Source organism: Micromonospora sp. R311 (assembly GCF_056780015.1).
The window spans coordinates 16,167-36,938 of the sequence record NZ_JBSWCE010000047.1 but is presented as its reverse complement, the minus strand read 5'-3'; the positions used below and the strand labels follow the sequence as shown (position 1 = coordinate 36,938).

Here is a 20,772-nt window from a genome sequence, read left to right as displayed (position 1 = left end):
CCGGCCGGATCGCTTCGGCGCCGCGTCGCGGGGCGGCAGCGTTCCCGGCCGCACCGACCGGATCACCGGCGGTCAGCCGGGGGAGCCGGGTCAGCCGCCGAAGGACAGCCAGCGGAAGTCGGCGGCCTCGACGGCGGCCCGCTCCCGGTCGGTGAGGTCGGCCCGGCCGGTCGCCTTACGGATCAGCGTGAGCCGGTCCCAGCCCAGCTCGGCCGGGACCGGGCGGCCGCCGGTGAGCAGGTCGGCGACCACCTCCGCCGCGGTCGGGGTGAGCCACGGCCGCCGGTCCAGCGCCGCTGCCAGGTCCAGGCCGTGCACCGCGACCTCCACCACCCGGGTACGCAGGAACTCGCCGAGTTCCATCGCGTCGCCGTGCCGGGTGCGCACCACCCGGCCCGGCGGGGCCGCGTCGACCGCGTCGAGGGTGGCACGCCAGGCCCGGTCGACGTCCGCCACCAGGGCCGCGCCGTCGAGTTCCCGGGCCTCCCGCCGGCCGGCGTCGACCCGGTCGGCGTCCACCGCCGGGGTGAACTTGGCGGCGCCGTAGTAGCCGGCCGCGTCCACCTCGGCGCGGGGCGGGGCCGGCGCGGCGAGCATGTCGGCCAGCCGCCCGACGCCGGTACGCACGTGCGCGAGCAGCTCCCGCACGGCCCACGGCCGGCAGTCGGTGGGCCGGTCGAAATCCGCCTCGTCGAGCTCGCGCAGCACCTCGCCCAGCCGGACGCACTCGTCCCGGAACGCGGTACGTACCGTCTCCACCCGATTCTCCCCCGTCGCCGCCGGCCGCCCGTACCTTCGCACAGGCGCCGCGACCGTCCGGGCCGCACCCGGCCGTTTCGGCGCCCGCCCGGCGGGTACGCGCGACCGGGCCGACGGAGAGGAGCATCAGGGATGGCCGGGATCATGATGCGCAGCACCGCGTTCAACGACCACGACCGGCTGCCGGATCGCTTCGCTCGGGACGGCGACAACGTCTCGCCGCCGCTTCAGTGGGCGCAGGTGCCGGAGTCCGCGGTCGAGCTGGTCCTCTTCGTCGAGGACCCGGACGCGGGGAAGACACCGTTCCTGCACTGGCTGGTCACCGGGATCTCGCGGACCTCGGACGGCTCGCCGGAGGGCGGCGTGCCCCTGGGCGGCCGGGAGTGGCCCAACGGCTTCGGCGAGACCGGCTGGGGTGGTCCGCAGCCGCCGCGGGGCGACGATCCGCACCGCTACTTCTTCCGCCTGTACGCGCTGGAGCGGCCGTTGGAACTGCCCGACTCACCCCAGGTGCCCGACGTCTACCGGGCGCTCACCGACAAGGAATTCGCCAGCGGCACGATGGTCGGGACCTACTCCCGCTCGCGCTGAGCGTCAGCCCGGGCGGCGTGGCACCAGCCGGTGCACGGCGGTGAGCACCAGCGCCATCACCAGGCCCATCGTTCCGGCGATGCCGGCGGCGCTGCCGGCGTAGCCGATGAACAGTGGTCGCCGGGACAGCTCGTCGGGTGGGGTGGCGCGCAGGTCGACCAGCCAGGAGAGAGCGAGCGCGCAGGCCACCACCGCGAGCGCGCCGCCGATGCCGAGCACCGCGGCGGCGACCCGGTGCCCGTCGGCCGACTCCACCCGGGCCTGTTCCCGCTGGGTGACCAGGAGCAGCAGCCCGGCCAGCGCCGCCCAGACGCCGACCACCAGGAACGCCGCCACGGCGTCGCTGGGCCGGTGCCAGCCGGCGGAGAGGGTCGCCACCCCGGCGATCGCGGCGTAGCCGGCGCCGAGGAACGCGCCGAGCGCCCGGATCGTGCGGGGCAGCACGAGCACCAGCGCCACCGCCACCGAGGCGGCGACCGTGGCGTGCCCGCTGGGCAGGCTGTTGCCGGCGTACGCCCGTTGCAGGTCGATGCCGTAGTCGGGCCGGTCCAGGCCGTGCTTGAGCAGCTGGGTGGTGATGTTGGCGCCGACGATCAGCAGGGTGGCCGTGACGGCCAGGGCGATCCGGCCCCGGATCAGCGCGATGAAGCCGATCACCGCGGTGGTCGCCAGCAGGGACACCACCGACATGGCGTTGAGGATCCGGTCCACCGGCCCGTCGATGCGGTCCTGGCCGATCCGGTTGCCGGTCAGCGCGACCGTGTCGACCCACTGGCCGATGCCGGTGTGCACCGCGATCCGCCACACGACGAGGAAGGCGGCCGCCTGGACGATGGCCATCACGACCAACCAGACCGCCGTCCCACCCCTTGCCGTCGTGCGCACCCGCACACGGTAGCCGGGCCGCTGCCGCGGTCCGGCGACAGCCCGCAGGCCGGCACCCGATCGATCAACCACACCGCGACGGGTACCCGGTGGACGGTGGTGACAACCGCACTAGGTTGGGGCGGACGGGAGGAGGTGACGGGTGGCCAGCGGACCGGAGCACACCACGCCGTCCGGGGAGCGGTCGGAGGTGCCGGCGAAACGGCCCGAATCGCTCGCCGAGCTGCTCGGCGGCCGCCGCGGCGCGGTCGACGCGACCCTGCCGCCGGTCGCGTTCGCCGCCGGTTGGCTGCTCGGCGGGCACTCGCTCTGGGCCGGGATCGGCGCGGCCGTGGTCGCCGGCACGGTGATCGCCGGCTGGCGGTTGCGTCGCGGCGACCGGCCGCGCTCGGTGCTGGTCGGGCTGCTGGCCGTCTGCGTGGCCGCGCTGATCGCCCTGCGGACCGGCCGGGCCGAGGATTTCTTCCTGCTGCAACTGCTGTCCAACGGGGCGAGCGCGCTGGCCTGGACGGTGAGCATCGCGGTGCGGTGGCCGCTGCTCGGGGTGGTGGTCGGGGTGGCGCTGCGGCAGCGCGGCCGCTGGCGGCGGGACCCGGCGCTGCTGCGCGCGTACGGGCGGGCCAGCTGGGTCTGGGCGGCGAGCTACGTGCTGCGGGTGGCGGTGTTCCTGCCGCTCTACCTGGCCGGGCAGGTGCTCGCGTTGACGGTGGCCCGGGTGGCGCTGAGCTGGCCGCTGGTGGCCGCCTCGCTGGCGGTGAGCTGGGTGGTGGTGCGCCGGTCGCTGCCGGAGGGGCATCCGGGGCTGCGTCACCCGGTGGACCGGGCCGACGAACTGGCCGGGGCACCGGAAAAGTAAGGGAGAGGCCGCCACGGGGGGAGCGGCCTCTCCGGTGAGGTACGTTACTCCGTCCCGGTCGCGCGCGTGATCCCGTGACGGCCTCTTTTTCCGGCCTTTTTCGGTGTCCGCGACTGCCCGGGCGGTGGGGTGGGCCGGCCGACCCGCTGCGTCGGCCGGATGGCCGGCCCACCCCGGCCTGACCGTGGGTGTCAGGCCGCCTGCCGACCCGGGTGCCCACGTTCTCCTGCCACCCGGTCGGCCTCCGGGTGGGCGGTCTGGCCGCCCACCCGGAGCGCCGGTTCAGCCGTTCGGGAACAGGTGTCCGTAGTCGGCGTACGCCATGGCGACGTCGGCCTGGGCCCAGAACCGGTGGTAGTTGAAGGTCGGCTCGGCGCCGCCGTTGAGGTACGCCTGGACCTTGGGCCAGGCCGGGTCGTTCTTGTAGAAGGACCGGATGTCGACGAAGCTCTTCCCCGGGGCGATGGCGTCGCCATTGGGCATGGTGCCGGTCCAACCCGGCGGGACGTAGAGGCCCTGGCCGGTGCTGGCGTCGTAGACGTCGTCGAAGCGCCGGTAGTCGCCCCGCTTCTCGGTGGTCGAGACGCCCTGGGCGTCGCTGGCCGCGTGCAGGGCGTCCAGCAGCCCCTTGGCGGTGTTCTTCGCCGCGGTGTTGCCCGACTTCGCCGCGTACGCGATCAGCGTGCGGGCGTAGGCGGCGGCGACGCCGACGTCCTGGCCCTTGGTGGTGACCTGGACGTGCAGGTTGGTGTTGGGCTGCGGGTTGGTCGGGTTCCAGGTGGTCGGCTGGCCGCTCCAGGTCATGTCCGACGGGATCGACCAGTTGGCGCCGAGCGTGGTGTTGGCGATCGCCCACGGCACCCACTTGTCCAGCAGCGCCTTGGCCTTCGCGTTGCCGGTCTGCAGGTAGAGCTCGGCGATCCGCTGCATCGACCAGGCCTGCATGCCGAACCACTGGTTGGACGGCGGGTCGTTGTAGACCGGGTCGACGTCGTAGAACATGCCGTAGAAGGTGGAGGTGCCGGCCGGCGGCTGGCCGTAGTGCCCGCCCCAGCTGTTGGTCGCGCCGCCGGCGATGCCGCCCTCGGCGGACTGGAGCCAGGTGTAGAACTCCAGCTGCCGCTCGAAGCTCTTGGTCCAGTCGGCCACCGCGGTGGGCGACTTCGGCTTCAGCTCGGCCACGTTGGTCAGCGCCCAGGCCGCGAACGGGTTCTGGTAGCCGAAGTGGTTGTGACTGGAGCCGATCCGCCAGGACCAGTTCTGGTTCGTCTCGTACGCGCCGCCCCAGGCGTAGTACCAGGACATCAGGTAGTGCGCGGAGTCCTTGCCGGTGCCGGCCGGGCAGGCGGTGGCCCCGACGCAGTTGCCGATCTTCTTGAAGTACTTGTCGAACATGGCGTAGCGCAGGTAGTCGCCCATCTTGGCGGCCTTGGCCACGGTGGCCGCCACGTCGGCCGCCTTGCCCTGCTCCCGGGCCCAGGTCAGCGCCCAGTACGCGGCCTGCACGGCCCGCGCGTCGGCGTCCGGCGCGTTGGTGTACTTCCACTGCTTCGCCGGCGCGTTCGACTCGGTGATGAACAGGTCGAGGTAGCCGTACCGCCCGCCGTGGGCGAAGGTGTCGCAGGACGGCTGCGGCACGGTCTCCCACACCGACTCCTGGGTGCCGCGCTGGAAGGTGTTGATGTACGCCGGGCGGCTGGTGCCGTCGCCGCACCGGCCGTAGCCGTAGGTGTTGTCCACGTCGAGCAGCCAGTGCATGCCGTAGATGTCGCCGGTGCCGTAGGTGGACTGCAGCTCGCCGCGGAGCGGGTCCTGGCCGACCGGCACCGACGGCTCCAGCCGCGACGGGTACTGGCTGGGCAGGTCGTGCTCGGCGGCGTACTGCGGGGTGCCCGCCGCGCCGGCGGTCGGCTGGTCGGCGTGCGACGGGATGATGTACTTCTCCATCACCGTCCAGGCGTTGTTGAAGGGTGCCCAGTTCTGGGTGACCCGGCCGTACTGGGCCTCCAGCCACAGCCAGAAGCTGAACGCCTCGGAGGTGGTCTCGTGGCCGTGGTCGGGCGCCTCGACGATCAGCGTCTCGATGGAGTGGTACGGCACGCCCTCCGGGCTGAAGTACCCGGAGTTCTTGATCTTGCCGTACTGCGCCAGGAAGCGCTCGACGTACTCGTTGTCGCCGCCGCCCGGGGTGTCGTTGTCGATCTCGGTGACGGTGATGGCGAGCGGGGCGTACCCGGTGGCCGAGGCGGTGACGGTGGCGGTGCCGCCGGCGGTGTCGGCGTCCTCCGCCGCCGCGACGGTGACGGTCACCCCGGTGCTCCAGTTGGTCGGGGTCAGCGTCGCGGTGGCGGGCGAGACGGTGATGTCCGCGTCCCCGGTGCGGGCGAGGGTCACCGGGACGTTGCCCGGCGGGGCCGCGCTGAGCTTGAGGTTGACCGTGGAGCTGCCGCCCTCGGCCACGCTCACCGAGGACGGGGTGGCCACCAGCACCGGTCCGCTGGCCGGGGTCACCGTGAAGGAGCGCTCCGCGGTGGCGGTCAGGTTCGCGTTGTCGTACGCCTTGGCCTGCACGGTGTAGTCGCCGGCCGGCAGGTCCTCGAGGGTGTAGCCGTACGGGGCGGTGGTGTCGGTGTTGACCAGCAGGCCGTTGCGGTAGAACTCGACCTTGCTGATGGTGCCGTCGGGGTCGCTGGCGGTGGCGGTCAGCGGCACGTCGGCCGGCGCCTCGAACGGGCCGGCGGGCACGCTGAGCCCGACCGTCGGCGGTTGCTGCGGCGTCCCGCCGCAGGTGACCCCGTTGACCGAGAAGGAGGTCGGCTTCGGGTTGCTGCCGCTGTACGAGCCGTTGAAGCCGATGCTGGTGCTGGCGCCGGTGCCCAGGTTGCCGTTCCACGCCTCGTTGGTGGCGGTGACCTCGTTGCCGCTCTGGCTCCACCGGGCCGACCAGCCCTGGGTGACCCGCTGGTCGCCGGGGAAGGCGAACCGCAGGGTCCAGCCGTTGATCGGGTCGCCGAGGTTGCGGATGGTGACGTTGGCGGTGAAGCCGGTGTTCCAGTCGTTGGTCGCGTAGACCACGTCGCAGGCCGGGGCGGCCTGCGCGGCGCCGGCCGGCAGGGTGACCCCGCCGACGGCCAGCGCGGTGACCGCGACCATCGCCAACCGGCGACGTCGTAGCTCTCTCATGTGCGCGGTGTCTCCTCGGACCAGGCCGGGGGCGGAAACCCCGGCGGGGGCGCCCGCCCCGGTGACGGGGCGCGGCGCCCGGGGATGGTGGTGGCCCCGGCCCGGGCGGGGGTGCGGCGGGGCGGCGCCCGTACGGGCGGCGTTCACCGGCTGGGTCGGGTGCCGTGCCGGACCTGCCGGATGCCCTCGGCGACCCGCGCTCTCGCGAACTGGCTCCGCGACGCGGTCGATCGACAGTGTGTCATGGAAGCGCTCCCACAACAAGCGAGAGCCTCGACGACCAGTCAGATGTTTCGATCTCGTTTAGGGGCTTTCACAAAGCGGTGACGGGCGTTACAGTCGCAAGCATCGTCGATGGGAGCGCTTCCATCGACAGGGTTCCACGAAGAAGATCGACCCGGAGCGAGTCTGCGGACGGCCCCGGGAAACCAGCCCGACGGCTGACGGCGGGCCAGCCCGGACGCCGCCGCCAGCCATCACCCCGCCAAGTGGAGGGAGGTGGATCCGCAAGCCACTCGCGTGGCCCGGCTCCCGCGCGACACGCACGACAGGACGCCAATTCCGTCCGTGCGTGTTACTGCACCGGTGGGGACGGGGGTTGCCCTCCCCCGTCCCCACACTAAACCCCCGTACACGACGGGAAAAGAGGCCGACCGGACCGGCCGCGACGCCGGCACCAGCCGGCTCGCCCGCGGTCCGCCCACCCCGTCGGTTCCCCGCCCCGGCACCCTCGGCCCCGCCGGCACCCCGGCCGGCGCGCCCGCGCGCGCCCCGGGCCGTCCGCGGCACACCCACCGGTGCCCGCCGCACCTCCCGCTCCGCCACCCCCGTCGCCGCCACGGCCCGGGACCCCGTCCCGCCCGGCCGGCGGATGACCGGCTGGCAGCGCCTGACTATGCTGGGAGCGCTCCCGGCTCCCGGCGGCGGCCACGCACCTCACGAGGAGAATCCATGTCGACACTCACCCGGCGGCACCTGCTCGGCCGCGCCGCGCTCTCCGCCACCACCGCCGGCACCGGGCTGGGCACCACCACGACCGCCGCCGTGGTCGGCGCCACCGGCGGCTGCGACGACCCGGCCGACGGTGATCCGCACCGAAAAACCCGCACCGCCGACGCGCCCGCCGGACAGCTGCGCTTCCCGCCGGACTTCGGCTGGGGCGCGGCCACCTCGGCGTACCAGATCGAGGGCGCGGCCAAGGAGGACGGCCGCGGCGAGTCGGTGTGGGACACCTTCAGCCGCACCCCCGGCCGGGTCCGCAACGGCGACACCGGCGACGTGGCCGCCGACCACTACCACCGCTGGCGCGACGACCTCGACCTGATGCGCGACCTGGGGCTGCGCAGCTACCGGTTCTCCATCTCCTGGCCGCGCATCCAGGCCGACGGCACCGGCGCGCCGAACCAGCGGGGGCTCGACTTCTACCGCCGGCTCGTCGACGGGCTGCACGAGCGGGGCATCGCACCGATGGCCACGCTGTTCCACTGGGACCTGCCACAGGCCCTCCAGGACGCCGGCGGCTGGGAGAACCGGGACGTCGCCCACCGGTTCGCCGACTACGCCGACGCGGTCTTCCGCGCCCTCGGCGACCGGGTGCCGGTGTGGCTGACCATCAACGAGCCGAAGACCGTGGTGCAGAACGGCTACCTGTCGGGGCACCACGCCCCGGGCCGGCAGGACCCGGCCGCCGCGTACCTGGTGGCCCATCACCTCCAGCTCGCGCACGGGCTCGCCGTCCAGGCGCTGCGCGCCGCCGGGGGCACCGGCCGCATCGGCCCCGCCTTCAACCTGCACCCCTGCTACCCGGCCGACGACACACCGGCCGCGGCCGCCGCCACCCGGCTCTACGACGGCTACGAGAACCGGCTCTACCTCGACTCCGTCCTGCGCGGCAGCTACCCCGAGGACGTCCTGGCCGACCTCGGCCCGGACAGCCGGATGGTGCGCGGCATCCGCGACGGCGACCTGGCCGTCATCTCCGCCCCGGTCGACCTGCTCGCCGTGCAGTACTACACCCCGATCTACGTCACCGCCGACGGCGGCACCGTCCGCCGGTGGCCCACCTCGGAGGCCGACTGGCAGCAGATCTACCCGGACGGCATGTACGACATCCTGACCCGGGTCACCCGCGACTACGGCCCGATCCCGCTCACCGTCACCGAGAACGGCCTGCCCACGCCGGACGTGCTCGGCGCCGACGGCACCGTCGACGACGCCGGGCGGATCGACTTCCTCCGCGACCACCTGGCCGCCGCGCACCGGGCGATCACCGCCGGGGTGCCGCTGGAGAGCTTCCACGTCTGGTCGCTGCTGGACAACTTCGAGTGGGCCGAGGGCTACGACCAGCGGTGGGGTCTGGTGTACGTGGACTACCCGACGCAGCGCCGGGTGCTCAAGCGCAGCGCCCACTGGTACCGCACGGTGATCGCCGAGAACCGCCTCTGACCGTCGCGACCACCCACCCGGCCCCGGTCGGCGGGGGCCGGGTGGGACCCGGGGGCGCGCGCCGCCGGACCCGGCACGGGGTCCGGGGGCGCGCGGCCCGCCCGGTCAGCGGGGCAGCGCCTGCTGCAACTCCGCCCGCAGCGCCGGGGTGAGCATCTCCCCCGCCTGCTTGGCCAGCCGCGCCATCTCGTACCCGACCACGCCGATGTCGGCGTCCGCGCCGGCCAGGGTGGCCAGGATGGAGCCGTCGCGTACCTGCATGACCAGGAAGTAGCCGCGTCCCATCTCGACCACCGTCTGCTTGACCACGTCCCCGTCGAACATCTGGGCCGCGCCCGCGGTGATGCTCATCAGGCCCGAGGTGACCGCGGCCAGCTTGTCGGCGTGGTCCCGGGGCAGGTGGTCGGAGATGGCGATCAGGAGCCCGTCGGAGGAGACCACCACCGCGTGCGCCACCCCCGGCACCCGCTCCGCGAACGCGCTGACCAGCCAGCTCAGGTCACGGGCCTCCTGGCTCAAGGTCGTCGTCACTGTCGTCCCCCTTCGGTGGGTACGCCGCCGCGCGGCATCGGTATCTCTGTGGTTTCCTCGGCCTCGGCCCGGCGTACGCCGCTGTAGAGCCGCGACAGCATGCCGCCCACCGCCTCCGGGTCCGGGTCGTGCCGGGTGACCGGCTGCTCCGGCCGGGCCGACCGGGTGACCGCCGACAGCTGCGCCATCGGCACCCGCACCGGCAGGCCCCGCGAGTTGGTGCCGCCGGTCAGCGGAACGGTCGGCGGGACGGGACCGCCCTCCCCGACCGCGATGGGCGCCGGCCCCTGGCGGGACCACCAGCCGCCCCCGCCCGGCTCGGCCGCCGGGGCGAGCACGTCCTCGGCCCGTACGGGCATCGGACGGGCCGACCGGGGCACGGCCGGATCGGGGCGCCGCCCGGCCACCGGCAGCTCCACCGGACGGGCCCGGCTCGCGGGGCCGGACACGGCGGTGAACAGCCGGGACCCCACCGGCGGGTCCAGCTCCGGGCCCGGATCGGGAGCCAGCAGCTGGCCCGGCAACCGGATCCGGGCGGTCAGCCCGTCCGCGCCGCCGTGCAGCCGCACCTCGACCCCGTGCCGGGCGGCCAGGTGGCTGACCACGAACAGACCCATCCGCTCGACGGTGGCGACGTCCGCCGCCGGCGGCCGGGCCAGCACCCCGTTCGCCTCGGCCAGCGCCGTCGGGCTCATGCCGAGGCCCTGGTCGGCGATCTCGATCAGCGCGCCGGTCCCCTCGGGCGACGCGGTGACCCGGACGGCGGTGTCCGGCCGGGAGAAGGCGGTGGCGTTCTCCAGCAGCTCGGCGAGCAGGTGCACCAGCTCGCCGATGGCGTGCCCGACGACGTACAGGTCGGCCACCGCCTCGTGCCGCACCCGCTGGTACTGCTCGATCTCGGCGCTGGCGGCCAACAGCACCACGCCGAGGCGGACCGGCCGGTTCCACCGCCGGGTGGACTCGGTGCCGGCCAGCACCAGCAGGCTCTCGTCGTTGCGCCGCATCCGCGCGGCCAGGTGGTCGAGCTTGAACAGGTTCTCCAGCTGGACCGGGTCGTCCTCCTCCCGTTCCAGGTCGTCGAGGAGCTCCAGCTGCCGTTCGACCAGGACCTGGCTGCGCCGGGCGAGGTTGACGAACATCGCGTTGACGTTGCGTCGCATGGTGGCCTGCTCGACGGCGACGCTGACCGCGCTGCGGTGCACCGCGACGAACGCCTCGGCCAGCTCGCCCATCTCGTCGAGCGAGCGGACCACGGCCGGCGCCACCTCGATGGCCGGCACGCCCCCGGTGACCGCCCGCAGCCGGTCGAGGGCGTCGGGCAGCTCCACCTGGGCGATCCGCAGCGCCTGGCTGCGCAGCAGCCGCATCGACCGGGCGACCGAACGTCCGACCAGGACGGAGATGAGCAGCGCGAACAACAGCACCGTGACGATCGCGCCGGCCACCAGCAGGGTGGTGCGCAGCTGACCGGCGCTGGCGTCGTCGGCCTGCCGCACCGCGTCGTCCACCACCGACACCTCGAACTGCCGCAGCAGATCCTGCCGGTCCTCGCTGGCCGCCCACCACTCCGGAGCGGGCAGCACCTCCGGCTCCCCGCCGCTGGGCAGGCTGCGCTCCTCGAGCCGGGTGGCGGCGAGGAACGCCGGATCCACCGAGGTCTGGTCGTAGCGACGGATCTGCTCGTCGGTGGCGGCGACCCGGAACGCGCCGAGCGCGGTCAACTGCTGAGCCCGCAGGTCACTCAGCGCGACCTGGTCCTCCACGTCGTACCGGCCGGCCCGGGCGGCCTCGTAGAGCTGGGCGCGCACCCGCGAGGAGAGCTCCTTGACCCGGGCGAGCTGCACGTAGCGCAGCACCGCGTCGCTGAGCGCCGGGTGCTCCTCGCCGGGCGACGGCTCGGCGAGCAGGTTGAGCAGCACGTCGATGGCCCGGTGGTAGTTGCTCAGGATGGTGTCGCTGCCCAGCACCGCCGGCGGCACCGCGGCTCTGATGTAGACCACCTGGTCGTACGCCTCGAGCGCCTCCGAGTAGGTGACCCGCCAGGACGCGTCGGCGTCGGTCAGCGGTTCGGCCGCCCGGCGCAGCTCCCGCATCGCCTCGTCGGAGGCGTTCTCCAGCGGCTTGAGCGCCTCGATGGCGACGTCCCGGTCGCCCCCCGACCCGACCCGCCGCAGCTCGGCCAGCTCACCGGCGACCCGGTCCCGCTCCTGCTGCAGCCGGTGCACCGCCGCGGTGATCTCCCGGCCGATGCCCACCTGCTCGGCGAAGTCGCTCAACGCGGTGGTCCGCCCGACCAGCGCGCGGGTCTGCACGCCGGCCAGCACCAGGAACGCCACCGACGGGATGACCAGCACGGTGGCGAGCTTGGTCCGCATCCGCCAGTCGCGCAGTCGGAACGGCGATCGGCGCCGGTGCGGCACGACGCGGACGTCGAACCGGCGCCGGCGGTGGCTGGACACCGCGCCGTGCGCCCGGTCCGGACCTGCGCCCACACATGCCTCCTACGTTTCTCGCGTCCGCCGCGAGCCGGGGAGCGCAGTCCATCCAACCAGCCCCGGGAGCTGTGTCAACGGCTCCGGCTGAGGACCGGATCAGGAAGGTGAGGGCCGCTCATCCGTCCGGCCGATGGTGGCCGCCGTGACCGGGTCGCCGATCCGCCCCACCGCGACCAGCGCCGCGCCGGTCGCACCGACCTCCGGGTTGCGCTGGTGCCACACCGGACGGGGCGCCAGCGCGGTGGCGAACGCCTGCCGCCACCACAGCGAGGCGGTGACCGCGCCACCGCCGAGGACCACCTCGACCCGGGTGTCGATGGTGGACTCCAGCACGGCGAGGTCGTCGGCGACCAGGCCGCACAGCCCGCGCATCAGCGCGGCCAGGATGTCCACGGCGGTGGTGCCGAAGCTGAGCCCGTGCAGTTCCCCGGACCCGGCCGGCGCCAGGCCGGGCGGCCGGTCGCCGCCGAAGCGGACGTTCGCCCGCTGGGTGCCGCCGTCGGTCGGCACCAGCGCCAGCGCGGCGTCCAGCTCCGCTCCGACGGGCAGCCGCAGCTCCCGGTTGGCCCAGGCGAACAGGTTTCCGCCGGAGGAGTACGCGGCGCCGGTGACCACGTGGTCGTGGTCGACCCGGTAGCGCCAGAGCTGCTGCGGCAGCGGGGGCAACTCGGCTCCGGCCGGAACCCGCTGGACCACCCGGACCGCCGCCGACGTGCCGACGGTCACCGCCGCCCGGGTGGGGTCGACGCAGCCGGAGCCGACGTTGGACGCCGCGCCGTCGCCGATCGGCGCGACCCAGCGCGCCTCGGCCAGCTGCGGCCACCGGCGGGCGCACGGCGGCCGCAGCCGGCCGCGCCAGTCGGCGGAAGCCAGCTCCGGCAGCTCGCCGGGCCGGACGCCGGCCAACTCGCAGGCCTCCGCGTCCCACCGCAGCGCGCGCAGGTCGAGCAGCCCGGTGCCGGACGCCTGGGAGATCGACATGGGCGCGGCGTCGAGCAGCTGGCCGAGCACGTACTCGACCAGGCCGCTGAAGCCGGCAACGGTTGCCGAGGTGTGCTCCCGCAGCCAGGGCAACCGGGCCGACCAGTAGCCGCGGTGCCACCAGGTGCCGGTGCGCTGGTGGTATGCGCCCGGGTCGACCGGGCCCGGGGCGCCGGCGGCCGGCTCGGCGCGGGTGTCCAGCCAGGTCAGCACCGGCCCGAGCGGAGCGCCGTCGGCGGCCAGCGGGACCACCGAGTGCCACTGCCCGGAGACGGCCACCAGGCCGATGTCGCGCAGCCGGCCGTCGGCCGCCAGCTCGTCCAGGCACTCGACCAGCCGCTCCAGGTAGCCGGTGGCGTCGAGGGTGCCGGTGCCGTCGTCGCCGACGGCCAGGCTCACCCGGCGCCGGGCCAGCGCACCGGGCACCAGCCGGGCCTCCGGGTCCAGCACCAGCCCGCGTACCGACGAGGTGCCCAGGTCGAGAGCGAGAATGTTCATCGCCGGTCAACGTACCCGCTGGGCTGGGTGGCAAAGCGCCGGCGAAGCCGGCGTACGCCCGATCGGCTTCCCGCCGGCCGGGCGGGCGCGTAGGGTGGTCGCATGCCCGCGCGACTGTCCTGCTGGTGGCCCGCCGATCCGGCGGCCATCCCCCGCGCGTAGCTTTCCCACGCGGCCGCCCGTCGAGGCGGCCGCCGGTCCTCTCCGGCCCCGGGCCGTTCCGTCGGACGGCTCCCCGGCCCGAGGAGAGACCATGAGCCACCTGCCCGACCTGCTCGCCGCCGTCGCCCGCGGCGCGGACCCCGGCCCGTTCGCGCTGATCCGGCGGGAGGGCGCCGACCACCTGGAGCTGTACGCGGGGCCGGTCCGCGCGGTCGACCGGCTCGCCGACGTGCCGCTGCCGGCCGGGGCCCCCGGGCCCCGGACGCTGGCGCTGGTGCCCTACCGGCAGGTCACCGAGCGCGGCTTCGCCTGCGTCGACGACGGGATGCCGCTGGAGTGCCTGCTGGTCGAGCGGCACGGGCGGGTGCCGCTGGCCGAGGCGCTCGCCGCGCTGCCGGCCACCCCGGTGGTCACCACCGACGCCGGGTTCGACATCGACGACGACGAGTACGCGGCCACCGTGGGCCGGGTGCTGGCCGAGGAGATCGGGCGGGGCGAGGGGGCGAACTTCGTCATCCACCGCACCCTGCGGGCCACCGTGCAGGGCCCGCCGCTGCGGGCGGCGCTGGCCGCGCTGCGCCGGCTGCTGCTCGACGAGCGCGGCGCGTACTGGACGTTCGTGGTGCACACCGGCAGCCGGGTGCTGGTCGGGGCGAGCCCGGAGCGGCACGTCAGCGTCGACGACGGGCTGGTGATGATGAACCCGATCAGCGGCACCTTCCGGCACGCCGGCACCACCCCGGACCGCGCCGCGCTGCTGCGCTTCCTCGCCGACCCCAAGGAGGTCGAGGAGCTGTACATGGTGCTCGACGAGGAGCTGAAGATGATGGCCACGGTGGCCGAGCGGGGCGGCCAGGTGGTCGGGCCGTACCTGAAGGAGATGTCGCACCTGGCGCACACCGAGTACCTGCTCGCCGGCCGCGGCTCGAAGGACGTCCGCGAGGTGCTGCGGGAGACGATGTTCGCGCCGACGGTCACCGGCAGCCCGATGGAGAACGCCTGCCGGGTGATCGCCCGGCACGAGCGCACCGGGCGGCGCTACTACGCGGGCGTGCTGGCCCTGCTGGGCCACGACGACGCCGGCCGGCAGACCCTGGACGCCCCGATCCTGATCCGGACCGCGGAGATCTCCCCCACCGGTGAGCTGCGGGTGCCGGTGGGCGCCACCCTGGTGCGGCACTCCACCGCGGCCGGCGAGGTGGCCGAGACACACGCCAAGGCGGCCGGGGTGCTCGCCGCGCTGGGGCTCGGCCCGGCGGCGCCCGCGCCCGGCCCGCAACCGGACGACGACCGTTCCGGCTCGGCGCGTCCGGCGCCGCGCCGCGACCCGGAACAGCCGCTCGCCGAGGACCCCGAGGTGCGGGCCGCGCTCGCCGCCCGCAACGCGCCGCTGGCCCGGTTCTGGCTGGACCAGCGCGCGCCCGGTACGGCCGGCCGGCCCGGGCTGGTCGGCCGGCGGGCGTTGATCGTGGACGGCGAGGACACCTTCACCGGCATGCTGGCCCACCAGCTCGGCGCGCTCGGCCTGGCGGTGACGCTGCGGCCGTGGCACGCCCCCGGCCCGCTCGACGGGTACGACCTGGTGGTGGTCGGCCCCGGCCCGGGCGACCCGGCCAGCGCCACCGAGCCGAAGATGCGTGCGCTGCGCGGGCTGCTCACCGGGCTGCTCACGGACGGCCGGCCCACCCTGGCGGTCTGCCTGGGCCACCAGCTGCTGGCCGGGTTGCTGGGGTTGGCCCTGCACCGCCGGGACGCGCCCTACCAGGGGCTGCAACGCGAGGTGACGGTCTTCGGCGTGCCGCGCCGGGTCGGCTTCTACTCCACCTTCACCGCCCGGGCCGGCGCCGACCGGCTGGCCACCCGGTACGGACCGGTGGAGCTGGCCCGGGACGAGGCGGACGGCGCGGTGCACGCGCTGCGCGGACCGGGCTTCGCCGGGGTGCAGTTCCACCCCGAGTCGGTGCTCAGCCCGGACGGGCTGGCCGTCCTCGACGAGCTGCTGACCGAGCTGCTGGCGGTGACCCGGGCGCTGCCCGCCGCCGAGCCGGCATAGCGGTGGGCGTAGCGGGGTAGGGCTGGCGGTGACGGCGGTCCGGACGGGTCGAGAGCCGCCGCCCGGGCCGCCGGCCGCCGTCCGGTCAGCCGGCCAGGCCCTTCTTCACCGCGGCGCCGAGCTGCACGGCCCGCCTGGCGGTCAGCGCGGCCGCGCCCAACGCCAGGTTGTCCGGGGCCGTCTCCGCGTTGTTGCTGGTGTGCGAGGCGCCGTACGGGTTGCCCGCGGCGAACTGGCTCGGTTCGGTGTAGCCGGGGGTGACCACGATCCCGCCCCAGTGGTAGAAGACGTTGAACATCGACAGCAGGGTGGACTCGTGCCCGCCGTGCGCGGTGGCCGTCGAGCAGAACCCCGAGTAGACCTTGTTGACCAGGGCGCCCTGCGCCCACAACGGGCCGGTGGTGTCGATGAACTGCTTGAGCTGGGCGGCCATCACCCCGTACCGGGTCGGCGTGCCGAAGATCGCGACGTCGGCCCAGGAGAGGTCGTCCAGCTGCGCCTCGGGCACGTCCTGGGTCTCCATCGCGTGGGCGTGCCAGCCGGAGTTGGAGCGGATCGCCTCGTCCGGCGCCAGCTCGTGCACCTTGCGCAGCCGCACCTCGGCGCCGGCGTCGCCGGCGGCCTCGCACACCGCCTGCGCCATCTGGTACGTGATGCCGGTCGCGCTGTAGTAGATCACCGCGACCTTGGTCCGGTCAGCCATCGCAGTCCTCCTCGTCTCGGATCAGCTCCGGCGACTACCCGGTACTTGCCCGGACAAACCGGGCCGGGCGGGGCGAGGGCGCGAAGGAACGCGCAGCTCACCCCGGGTGGGGCCGGGCCGCGCGGGCCGGCGATGCTGGACCCATGGAGATCAGACCCGCCACCGCCGACGACTGGCCGCTGGTCTGGCCGTTCCTGCGCGAGATCGTGGCCGCCGGAGAGACCTACACCTGGCCCCGCGACGTCGACGAGGAGCGGGCCCGGGCGATGTGGCTGGTGCCGCCCCCGGGCCGCACCCTGGTCGCGGTCGACCCGGACGGCAGCGTGCTCGGCTCGGCGAAGCTGGTGCCCAACCAGCTCGGGCCCGGCGACCACGTCGCCAACGCGAGCTTCATGGTCGCCCCCGCCGCCGCCGGCCGCGGGGTGGGGCGGGCGCTCGCCGAGCACGTGCTGGCGCTGGCCCGCGCGGAGGGCTACCGGGCCATGCAGTTCAACGCCGTGGTGGCGACGAACACCCGCGCGGTGGCGCTCTGGCGCTCGCTCGGCTTCGAGGTGGTCGGCCGGGTGCCCGAGGCGTTCCGGCACCCGCGCCTGGGCTTCGTCGACCTGCTCGTCATGCACCGTCGACTGTAAACGCTTGCCCTGGCTCAAGATTTCCGCAAGTTCCGATGCGAACCGGCGCCGATCCGCCCGCCGGCCGGGATCCTGATCGCACCGGTGCCGGCGCGACCCGGCACTGCCGCCGCACCGGGGAACCTGAACGGGGGATCGCGCTCCGCCGGCAGCGTGGCTGGCGTAGCGCGATCAGGGGAGCCGACCTCAGCGGACCAGCTTCTCCATCAGCCGGTCCAGCTCGGCCGCCGGATCGGCGGTCAGGCCGGTGTGCACCGGCCCGGTCTGGATCATCGTGCTGCGCGGGGCGGCCAGCCAGTGGAACCGCTCCCCCAGCCGCATCCCCGCCGACGGGCCGTCCCCGGCGCAGGTCCGGTCCCAGGAGCGCAGCACCGCGGCCACCGCGTCCAGGTCGACCTCCGGAGCCAGCGCGCGCACCCGGTCGGCGTCCAGATGGGTACGCGCGCCCAGGAAGTCCCGCTGCTGGCAGTAGAGCAACACCCCGACGTTGATCTGCTCGCCACGCTCCACCCGGGGCACCAGCCGGATGACCGCGTACTCGAAGGGCTCCCTCACGCCGCCCTCCCCGGTGGCAGCCAGTCGGCGGTACGCGCCACCCGGCGGCTCAGGTGGTCCACGTACGCCGTCCGGGCCACGTCCGCGGAGTCGAAGTCGGCACCGGTCAGCCACTCCTCCGGCACCAGGGCCAGCACCTCGGTCAGCAGGTCGCGGGTGACCCGCGGGGCCAGGTCGGCGTCCGCCTCCGCCAGCGGGCCGGCGTAGGGCGCCAGCACGTGGTCGTCGGCCCGGTACGGCCGGCGCACCGCCGCCTCCGCCCGGGGCCAGTTGTGATGGAAGTAGAGCGACGCGCCGTGGTCGATCAGCCAGAGCTCCCGGTGCCAGACGAGCAGGTTGGGGTTGCGCCAGCTGCGGTCGACGTTCTCCACGTACGCGTCGAACCAGAGCACCCGGGCGGCGAGTGCCGGCTCGACCGGGTGGGCGACCGGGTCGTAGCCCAGCGCGCCGGGCAGGAAGTCCATGCCCAGGTTGGCGCCGCCGCTGTTGCGCAGCAGCTCCTGCACCTCCTGGTCGGGTTCCGCCCGGCCGATCACCGGGTCGATGTCGAGCACCACCAGGGGCGGCACGGCCAGGCCCAGCCGGCGGGCCAGCTCACCGCAGATCACCTCGGCGACCAGCGCCTTCGGCCCCTGCCCCGCGCCGCGGAACTTCGCCACGTACGTGCCGAGGTCGTCGGCCTCCACCACGCCGGGCAGCGAGCCACCCTCGCGCAGCGGGGTGACGTACCGGATCCCGGTGACCTCGCGGAGCACGCGACCACCCTAGTCGGCGCGGGCGGGGACCTGCGCGCGACGGTCCGGCCGGCGCGGTCAGTCGAGCTGGTCGCGCAGGTCGTCGACCTGCTGTTGCATCCGGTCCACCGCGGCCTCGTTGTTGAGGAAGGTGGTGATCCCGGCGGCGAAGGCCAGCCCGATCAGCACGGCCAGCGCGCTGAGCACCAGGCCGCCGATCGCCACGCCCCGTCCGGTCACCCCCGGCCGGCCGGCCATCTTCAGCCCGACGATGCCGAGCACGACGCCGATGATGCCGAGGATCAGGCCTGCCCAGGACAGGATGACGGTGAGCACGCTGATCAGGGCGGCCACCCCGAAGACGAGGGCGAACGTGGCCGCCGCGCTGGTCTTGGCCGCCGTGCCGGTCCGGCCGCCCCCGGTCCGGGTCGGTGCGCCGGCGCCGCGCACCGGCTCGCTGGACGCAGTCATGTCGCTCCCTTCGGGCGCGCGGGGCGCGCCTGTTCCGGGGGGCGGCATCCCCACTGCCTCGGCGGTTATGCCTGTCGGCGAGGAGAAGGAGGGCGCCGGCGCGGAGTCCTTCCGGAAGCGTCGGTGCCGGGACCTAGGCTGGCGCTCACCCGATCCGAGAGGGCAGACCCCGTGCAACTCACCGCGACCGACGCGCTGGCCCTGCGGATGACCAGTCTGCTGCTGCGCCCGCATCCGACCGCCGCCCCGGACACCGTGGCCGGCGTGGTGGAGTGGTTCGGCGCCATGCAGGCACAGGACCTGGCCAGCGGCATGTGGTCGCTCGGGGTCCGGCTGCCCGCGCTCGACCACGCCGCCGTGCACGCGGCGCTGGAGCGACGGGAGGCGCTGCGCACCTGGCCGATGCGGGGCACCGTGCACCTGGTGCCGCCGCGCGACGCCCGGTGGATGCTGGAGCTGACCGGCGTACGCTCGCTGGCCGGTGCCGCGACCCGCCGGGCGCAGCTCGGGCTCACCGAGGCCGACGCGGAGCGCGCGGTCGACGTGCTCGGCGCCGCGCTGGCCGGCGGCGGCCGGCTGACCCGCGCCCGGTGCCTGGCCACGTTGGCGGCCGCCGGCATCGGCACCGCCGGGCAGCGCGGCTACCACCTGCTCTGGTACGCGAGCGTGCGCGGGGTCACCTGCCTCGCGCCGAACGTCGGCACCGAGCAGACCTTCGCCCTGCTCGACGAGTGGGCCCCGCGGCCCCACCGGCCCGACCGGGACGAGGCGCTGGCCGTCCTGGCGCACCGCTACGTCCGCGGGCACGGGCCGAGCACCGACCGGGAGTTCGCCGGCTGGACGGGCCTGACCCTCACCGACGCGCGCCGGGGTCTCGCCGCGGCCGGCGACGCGCTGGCCCCGGTACGGGTCGACGGGGTGGCGATGCTGGTCGACGCGGCCCTGCTCGACGCGCCCCGCGAGCCGCTGGACGACCTGCTCGTGCTGCCCGGATTCGACGAATACCTGCTCGGCTACAAGGACCGCTCGCTGATGCTCGACCCCGCGCACAAGGACGCGATCGTGCCCGGGGGCAACGGCGTCTTCCAGCCCACGGTGGTCCGCGACGGGCGGGTGGTCGGCACCTGGAAGCGCAGCGTCGGCCGGGACCGGGTCACCGTGACCGTGCGCCCGCTGGCGCCGCTGGCCGCCGAGCGGGCCCGGGTCGAGCGGGCGCTGGCCGGCTACGCGGCCTTCCTGGGGTTGCCGCTGCGGGTGGACTGGCCGGCCTGAGCCGCCGCCGACCGGACGAGGGCGGCCGTCCCTGCACACGTCCGCGAACGGCTGCTGGTCGGCAGCCCACGCACCTCTTCCGCCCCACCGGCCCCAGCTGTCGCCCGGCGCTCCTATCCGGCGTGCCGGTGAGGCATCCGCTCCGGCCGGTCGGGTATCCGCCGAGTGACACAGAGGGAGGTACGGTCCATGAAGCTCAACGCACAGCAGGTCAGTTCGCTGTACGGACAGAACGTCACGGACCGGTCGGGGTCGAAGATCGGCAGCGTGGGCCAGATCTGGGCCGACGCCGCCGGTGAGCCGACCTGGGTCAGCGTAAAGACCGGCGTGATGGGCAAGAGGGAGTCGATGGCTCCGCTGCAGAAGGCCCGGATCGCCGACGGCGGACTCGCCGTCGACTACGACAAGTCGACCGTAAAGAACGCCCCCGCCGTGGACGCCGGCACCGACGAGCCGCTCAGCACGGCGCAGATCGACCAGCTCTACCGGCATTACCAGCTCGCGCCGCAACCTGCTCCGGCCGCTCCGCCGGCCCGGGAGCGCGGGCGCGCGCCGGGTGCGGGTGAGGACCTCATCCGGTCCGAGGAGCGACTGCGGGTCGGCACCGAGAGCCAGCCCGCCGGCACCGCGCGGCTGCGCAAGTACGTCGTCTCGGAGAACGTGCACACCACCGTGCCGGTCGAGCACGACGAGGTGTACGTCGAGCGCGAGCCGATCACCCCCGCGGATGCCCGCAACGTCCGCGGCGACATCGGCGAGGCCCAGCAGGAGATGCCCCTGCGTGCCGAGCGGCCGGTCGTCAGCAAGGAGACGGTCCCCGTGGAGCGGGCCCGCCTGGCGAAGGACGAGGTGGTCGACCAGCGGGCCGTCGACGAGCAGATCCGGCGGGAGCAGATCGAGGCCGACATCCCGGAATCCAGCCGGCGGCGTCGCTGACCTCGGACGACGGGCGGGTGGGTCGGTTCG

General features: G+C 74.6%; 17 protein-coding genes. 7 read left to right on the top strand and 10 right to left on the bottom strand.

From position 1 onward, the window contains the following. Positions 1 to 90: 90 nt before the first annotated feature. The gene (locus AC1WTP_RS30225; protein WP_481652645.1) at positions 91 to 759 is read right to left on the bottom strand and encodes a maleylpyruvate isomerase N-terminal domain-containing protein; all 669 of its coding nucleotides are present in this window, start codon (positions 757 to 759) and stop codon (positions 91 to 93) included. A gap of 132 nt (positions 760 to 891) precedes the next feature. Between AC1WTP_RS30225 and AC1WTP_RS30220 the strand changes: the two genes are divergently transcribed. Then, the gene (locus AC1WTP_RS30220) at positions 892 to 1,350 is read left to right on the top strand and encodes a YbhB/YbcL family Raf kinase inhibitor-like protein (RefSeq protein ID WP_481652644.1); all 459 of its coding nucleotides are present in this window, start codon (positions 892 to 894) and stop codon (positions 1,348 to 1,350) included. Between the two features lie 3 nt (positions 1,351 to 1,353). Here the strand turns inward: AC1WTP_RS30220 and AC1WTP_RS30215 are convergent, their stop codons facing one another. Further along, a complete protein-coding gene (locus AC1WTP_RS30215) occupies positions 1,354 to 2,241 on the bottom strand; it encodes a phosphatase PAP2 family protein (RefSeq protein ID WP_481652643.1) in 888 nt (295 codons plus the stop codon). Positions 2,242 to 2,377: 136 nt separating this feature from the next. Between AC1WTP_RS30215 and AC1WTP_RS30210 the strand changes: the two genes are divergently transcribed. Next, positions 2,378 to 3,091: a DUF3159 domain-containing protein gene (locus AC1WTP_RS30210; RefSeq protein WP_481652642.1), complete on the top strand. Its 714-nt coding sequence runs from the start codon at positions 2,378 to 2,380 to the stop codon at positions 3,089 to 3,091. Positions 3,092 to 3,373: 282 nt separating this feature from the next. On the opposite strand, the gene AC1WTP_RS30205 is transcribed toward AC1WTP_RS30210, so the two are convergent. Then, positions 3,374 to 6,274, bottom strand: coding sequence for a glycoside hydrolase family 48 protein (locus AC1WTP_RS30205; protein ID WP_481652641.1), 2,901 nt, complete (start codon positions 6,272 to 6,274; stop codon positions 3,374 to 3,376). Between the two features lie 951 nt (positions 6,275 to 7,225). Between AC1WTP_RS30205 and AC1WTP_RS30200 the strand changes: the two genes are divergently transcribed. Beyond that, positions 7,226 to 8,719, top strand: a complete 1,494-nt coding sequence (locus AC1WTP_RS30200; RefSeq protein WP_481652640.1) for a GH1 family beta-glucosidase — start codon at positions 7,226 to 7,228, stop codon at positions 8,717 to 8,719. A 105-nt stretch (positions 8,720 to 8,824) separates the two neighbouring features. Here the strand turns inward: AC1WTP_RS30200 and AC1WTP_RS30195 are convergent, their stop codons facing one another. The 3 genes from AC1WTP_RS30195 to AC1WTP_RS30185 form a co-directional block, all read right to left on the bottom strand. After that, positions 8,825 to 9,250 (bottom strand): roadblock/LC7 domain-containing protein, encoded by a 426-nt coding sequence (locus tag AC1WTP_RS30195; RefSeq protein ID WP_447136264.1) that lies wholly within the window; start codon positions 9,248 to 9,250, stop codon positions 8,825 to 8,827. Beyond that, complete coding sequence (locus tag AC1WTP_RS30190; protein WP_481652639.1) at positions 9,247 to 11,742, bottom strand: sensor histidine kinase; 2,496 nt, start codon at positions 11,740 to 11,742, stop codon at positions 9,247 to 9,249. The genes AC1WTP_RS30195 and AC1WTP_RS30190 overlap by 4 nt, the downstream gene beginning before the upstream one ends. A 99-nt stretch (positions 11,743 to 11,841) precedes the next feature. Beyond that, positions 11,842 to 13,224: an FGGY family carbohydrate kinase gene (locus AC1WTP_RS30185; protein ID WP_481652638.1), complete on the bottom strand. Its 1,383-nt coding sequence runs from the start codon at positions 13,222 to 13,224 to the stop codon at positions 11,842 to 11,844. Positions 13,225 to 13,477: 253 nt separating this feature from the next. Between AC1WTP_RS30185 and AC1WTP_RS30180 the strand changes: the two genes are divergently transcribed. Then, the gene (locus AC1WTP_RS30180; RefSeq protein WP_481652637.1) at positions 13,478 to 15,439 is read left to right on the top strand and encodes an anthranilate synthase family protein; all 1,962 of its coding nucleotides are present in this window, start codon (positions 13,478 to 13,480) and stop codon (positions 15,437 to 15,439) included. An 85-nt stretch (positions 15,440 to 15,524) separates the two neighbouring features. Here AC1WTP_RS30180 and wrbA read toward each other — a convergent pair whose 3' ends face one another. Next, on the bottom strand, positions 15,525 to 16,142 hold the full coding sequence (gene wrbA, locus AC1WTP_RS30175; RefSeq protein ID WP_481652636.1) for an NAD(P)H:quinone oxidoreductase: 618 nt from the start codon (positions 16,140 to 16,142) through the stop codon (positions 15,525 to 15,527). Positions 16,143 to 16,285: 143 nt separating this feature from the next. Here wrbA and AC1WTP_RS30170 point away from each other — a divergent pair, with 143 nt between their 5' ends. After that, positions 16,286 to 16,774, top strand: a complete 489-nt coding sequence (locus tag AC1WTP_RS30170) for an N-acetyltransferase family protein (RefSeq protein WP_481652635.1) — start codon at positions 16,286 to 16,288, stop codon at positions 16,772 to 16,774. Between the two features lie 186 nt (positions 16,775 to 16,960). On the opposite strand, the gene AC1WTP_RS30165 is transcribed toward AC1WTP_RS30170, so the two are convergent. The 3 genes from AC1WTP_RS30165 to AC1WTP_RS30155 are packed head-to-tail and all read right to left on the bottom strand — an operon-like array spanning position 16,961 to position 18,534. Next, complete coding sequence (locus AC1WTP_RS30165; RefSeq protein WP_481652634.1) at positions 16,961 to 17,329, bottom strand: DUF3037 domain-containing protein; 369 nt, start codon at positions 17,327 to 17,329, stop codon at positions 16,961 to 16,963. Continuing rightward, the gene (locus tag AC1WTP_RS30160) at positions 17,326 to 18,084 is read right to left on the bottom strand and encodes a HipA family kinase (RefSeq protein ID WP_481652633.1); all 759 of its coding nucleotides are present in this window, start codon (positions 18,082 to 18,084) and stop codon (positions 17,326 to 17,328) included. The genes AC1WTP_RS30165 and AC1WTP_RS30160 overlap by 4 nt, the downstream gene beginning before the upstream one ends. A 57-nt stretch (positions 18,085 to 18,141) precedes the next feature. Beyond that, positions 18,142 to 18,534, bottom strand: coding sequence for a hypothetical protein (locus AC1WTP_RS30155; RefSeq protein ID WP_447136272.1), 393 nt, complete (start codon positions 18,532 to 18,534; stop codon positions 18,142 to 18,144). 207 nt (positions 18,535 to 18,741) lie between these two features. On the opposite strand from AC1WTP_RS30155, the gene AC1WTP_RS30150 reads away from it, so the two are divergent. Further along, a complete protein-coding gene (locus tag AC1WTP_RS30150; RefSeq protein WP_481652654.1) occupies positions 18,742 to 19,806 on the top strand; it encodes a winged helix DNA-binding domain-containing protein in 1,065 nt (354 codons plus the stop codon). A 189-nt stretch (positions 19,807 to 19,995) separates the two neighbouring features. Beyond that, positions 19,996 to 20,742 carry a YsnF/AvaK domain-containing protein gene (locus AC1WTP_RS30145; protein WP_481652632.1) on the top strand — a complete coding sequence of 249 codons (747 nt, stop codon included), beginning with the start codon at positions 19,996 to 19,998 and terminating at the stop codon, positions 20,740 to 20,742. Positions 20,743 to 20,772 lie beyond the last annotated feature (30 nt).

What these genes read in the sequence shown, in the direction of transcription:
- AC1WTP_RS30180 (WP_481652637.1), top strand. Translation starts at nt 13,478, where the DNA reads ATGAGCCACCTGCCCGACCTGCTCGCCGCCGTCGCCCGCGGCGCGGAC.
- AC1WTP_RS30150 (WP_481652654.1), top strand. Translation starts at nt 18,742, where the DNA reads ATGACCAGTCTGCTGCTGCGCCCGCATCCGACCGCCGCCCCGGACACC.
- AC1WTP_RS30220 (WP_481652644.1), top strand. Translation starts at nt 892, where the DNA reads ATGGCCGGGATCATGATGCGCAGCACCGCGTTCAACGACCACGACCGG.
- AC1WTP_RS30145 (WP_481652632.1), top strand. Translation starts at nt 19,996, where the DNA reads ATGAAGCTCAACGCACAGCAGGTCAGTTCGCTGTACGGACAGAACGTC.
- AC1WTP_RS30205 (WP_481652641.1), bottom strand. Translation starts at nt 6,274, where the DNA reads ATGAGAGAGCTACGACGTCGCCGGTTGGCGATGGTCGCGGTCACCGCG.
- AC1WTP_RS30170 (WP_481652635.1), top strand. Translation starts at nt 16,286, where the DNA reads ATGGAGATCAGACCCGCCACCGCCGACGACTGGCCGCTGGTCTGGCCG.
- wrbA (WP_481652636.1), bottom strand. Translation starts at nt 16,142, where the DNA reads ATGGCTGACCGGACCAAGGTCGCGGTGATCTACTACAGCGCGACCGGC.
- AC1WTP_RS30155 (WP_447136272.1), bottom strand. Translation starts at nt 18,534, where the DNA reads ATGACTGCGTCCAGCGAGCCGGTGCGCGGCGCCGGCGCACCGACCCGG.
- AC1WTP_RS30200 (WP_481652640.1), top strand. Translation starts at nt 7,226, where the DNA reads ATGTCGACACTCACCCGGCGGCACCTGCTCGGCCGCGCCGCGCTCTCC.
- AC1WTP_RS30185 (WP_481652638.1), bottom strand. Translation starts at nt 13,224, where the DNA reads ATGAACATTCTCGCTCTCGACCTGGGCACCTCGTCGGTACGCGGGCTG.